At 42.0% G+C, this 3361-nt stretch carries 4 protein-coding genes; all 4 read left to right on the top strand.

Features of this window, described 5'->3' with window-relative positions; all coding sequences use genetic code 11:
* Nucleotides 1–22 precede the first annotated feature (22 nt).
* On the top strand, nt 23–343 hold the full coding sequence (locus tag EA392_01710; GenBank protein ID TVR41386.1) for a plasmid maintenance system killer protein: 321 nt from the start codon (nt 23–25) through the stop codon (nt 341–343).
* A gap of 12 nt (nt 344–355) precedes the next feature.
* Nucleotides 356–1459, top strand: coding sequence for an ImmA/IrrE family metallo-endopeptidase (locus EA392_01705; GenBank protein ID TVR41385.1), 1104 nt, complete (start codon nt 356–358; stop codon nt 1457–1459).
* Between the two features lie 100 nt (nt 1460–1559).
* Complete coding sequence (gene tcmP, locus EA392_01700; protein ID TVR41384.1) at nt 1560–2654, top strand: three-Cys-motif partner protein TcmP; 1095 nt, start codon at nt 1560–1562, stop codon at nt 2652–2654.
* A gap of 2 nt (nt 2655–2656) precedes the next feature.
* The coding region (locus tag EA392_01695) for a phage Gp37/Gp68 family protein (GenBank protein ID TVR41383.1) at nt 2657–3361 on the top strand (705 nt) is incomplete at its 3' end.

The following is a 3361-nucleotide window of genomic DNA, read 5'->3' as shown; positions in this document are numbered from 1 at the left end:
GTACCTTTGAATCGTTTTAGGAATGGAAATTACTTTTGATAATGAAGAACTTGCCGATCTGTACGAAGGTAAGCGTCCGAAATCGAAGGTCTTTAAATCCAATCCTGCATTGATTAAACAGTTCATTAAAACAGTGACAAGATTGCGCTCAGTAAGCGAGATTGAGCAACTGATGCAATTTACCGGTTTGAACTACGAAAAGTTGAGTGGTAACCGAAAAGGAAAAAGTTCTGTTCGCATCAATCAGCAGTACCGCTTAATTTTTCAGGAAGTGGCCAGCGACGAGCCTCCGCACAAAATCGACGTTCTGAGTATAGAAGAAGTGAGCAAACACTACGAATAAAAGCACCACGTCATGACACCAAACAAACACCTCAAAAACCTTATTCCCGGCCATCTTATTCATCCGGGTGATATCTTACTGGACGAACTCAAATTCCGCAAAATCAGTCAGAATGAATTTGCCGGGCTCGTCGGTATTCAAAAATCGCAACTCAATGAAATGTTGCAGGGAAAACGCGATTTCAATACTGACGTCTGCGTAAAAGTTGCCGCTGCGCTCGATATGGATGAAAGCATTTGGCTCAACCTTATGCAGAATTATGAAGTGGACAAAGCCAAAATAAATAACCGGACCCAGCTCGAACGCATTGCGCAATGGAAGGAGATTAAATCGAAGTTTCCGGTGCCCTATCTCAAGAAACAGAACATCATAACAGGCAATGTGGAAAAGGACATTCCGCATTTGAAACACGTGTTTGGAACTGATTTACTTTCTTCCACATCGCAAAGTTTTTTGGAAGAAGCTCCGGCACATTATCGTAAGTCCCTCAAACGGGCGGTAAATCCGCACTATCTGGAAGTCTGGAAAAAACTCATAGCCCATAAAGCAAGTGATTTAAAGGTGAAAAAGTTTGATGCGAAAGGTGTAAATAAGTTAACTGAACGACTCAAAACTATTTTCAGGGAAAACGAATCTGTTTTGGAGAAATCAGAAACCGAACTTTCGGCATTCGGCATAAAGCTGGTGCACTTAGCCAAACCGGACCATTGTGCGGTCGAAGGCATTTCTTTTTGGCAAGCCGAAAATCCGGTTATCGGCTTATCAGTAACTTACGACCGAATAGATAATTACGCCTTTAATCTTTTTCACGAGTTGGGCCATGTCTATTTGCACCTCACAGGCGACAAGCAAAATAGTTTTGTTGACTTTGAAGAGAAGACCAGCGAGTACGCAAATGATCCTTTGGAAAAAGAAGCCAATCGCTTTGCCCAAAACCAATTGATTGACCCGGCAGCCTGGGACGAATTATTGATGAAGTGCTTTAAACCAAACGATGATGATTTTATTCAATTTGCCGAACAACAGCAAGTACACCCGGCCATCGTCTTTGGCCGTTTCTGCTTGCAAATGAATAGTTTTAAGCGCAGAACGGGAATTGATCGAAAATTGGGGTGAAAAATGCAGTACGTAAATAGATTACGAACGAAGTCCTTAACTATGCAAAATAAAATGAAAGAAAAATTTGACATAAAAGCCTACAAGAAATCTCAGTGCCATGCCTTCTAAAGACATACACCTCGAGCCTTTTGATAAAGGAACTATAGCAAAACTTGAAATGTTCGAAGCATATGCGCAAGAATGGATTCCAACCGTTGTATTGCACGGCTTTCCAGAAATCCACATTTTCGATTTTTTCTCTGGTCCAGGCTACGATGCTGAGAAGATCGCAGGAAGCTCTATTCGGGTACTCGAAAAAATTGATTCATTTTTAGGACAGATTTTCCAAAAGAAGACGAAAATCACATTGCATTTCAATGAATATGATTCAAAGAAATACCAGCTTTTGCAGAAAAACTGTGAAGATTTTCTCGAAGAGCATCCGAAGTTCAAGCATTTTGCACAGATCAACTATTACAATCAGGATGCAGGGGAATTATTTTTTGAATTGCTTCCGGCTATGGATAAATATCCCTCATTGGTTTTCCTTGATCAAAATGGGATTAAGTTTATCTCAAAAGAGTATATCACCGCATTAGAGAAGCTCAATACATTAGATTTCTTGTATTATGTTTCCTCTTCCTACTTTAAGCGACTTGGTCTGACTGATGAGTTTAAAAGGGTTCTGGATTTTGATCCGGAAGAACTTGAGAAAACAAGTCAGAAGCTTATGCATCGGGCAGTGTTAGGGAAAATCGAGTCTCGTCTACCCAAATCAACCGATCTCAAATTGTTTCCCTATTCGATTAAAAAAGGCCCAAATATCTATGGTATCATCTTCGGTGCGAAACACTTTCGGGCTGTTGATAAATTCCTGAGAATTGCCTGGAGTACGAATCAGATCAACGGAGAAGCTAATTTTGATATTGATGATGATCAGAAAAAAGGTCAATTGGATATGTTTGACGGACAGAAAATGACAAAGATTGAGAGCTTTCAGCATGAACTTGAAGAGAAACTATTGAATGGAGAATTGAAATCAAATAAAGACGTACTTCTTTTTACTTTTGAACGCGGTCATATACCGAAGCACACGCAACCCGTATTTAAAAAGTTGAAAACACGGATACAATATGAAGGTATAGCTCCTAAAGTAAACTATGACAATGTATTTAAGAAAAAGGTCATTGTCGAATACAGCATAAAAGAGTAACCATGGCACAATCAAGCATAGAGTGGACGGAAATGACCTGGAACCCCACCACGGGGTGCGACAAGGTTTCGGCGGGATGTAAATTTTGCTATGCCGAAGTAATGACCAAACGGCTAAAGGCCATGGGCGTGGACAAATACAGCGACGGTTTTCAAATCCGCACGCACGAAAAAGAATTGAACACGCCATACAGTTGGAAAAAACCCAAAGTGGTTTTTGTCAACTCCATGAGCGACCTGTTTCACCCCGGGGTGCCCATCCGGTTTATTCAAAAGGTGTTTGAAGTAATGAACGACTTGCAGCAACACATCTTTCAGGTGCTTACCAAGCGCCCCGAGGTATTGCAGCAATACGACAAGGAAGGGCTGCTCAACTGGAGCCCCAATATCTGGATGGGGGTTTCGGTAGAAAACGAAAAAGTAAAGCCGCGCATTGATTTGTTGCGCACCACCAAGGCACACATTAAGTTTCTCTCCTGCGAACCATTGATCGGCCCGTTGCCCGATATGAATCTCAAAGGCATCGACTGGGTAATTGTAGGCGGCGAAAGCGGCCGAAAACCACGCCCCATGAAAACCACGTGGGTTACCGACATCAAAAACCAGTGTGAGCAAGCCGACGTAGCCTTTTTCTTTAAACAATGGGGTGGCACCAACAAAAAGAAAACCGGGCGTGTGCTGGAAGGACGGACGTGGGATGAGATGCCG

The organism is Cryomorphaceae bacterium (assembly GCA_007695365.1).
Taxonomy (GTDB): domain Bacteria; phylum Bacteroidota; class Bacteroidia; order Flavobacteriales_D; family SKUL01; genus SKUL01.
The sequence above is the reverse complement of the archived record's forward strand: the minus strand, read 5'-3'. Positions and strand labels throughout refer to the sequence as shown.

What these genes read in the sequence shown, in the direction of transcription:
- EA392_01710 (TVR41386.1), top strand. Translation starts at nt 23, where the DNA reads ATGGAAATTACTTTTGATAATGAAGAACTTGCCGATCTGTACGAAGGT.
- EA392_01705 (TVR41385.1), top strand. Translation starts at nt 356, where the DNA reads ATGACACCAAACAAACACCTCAAAAACCTTATTCCCGGCCATCTTATT.
- tcmP (TVR41384.1), top strand. Translation starts at nt 1,560, where the DNA reads ATGCCTTCTAAAGACATACACCTCGAGCCTTTTGATAAAGGAACTATA.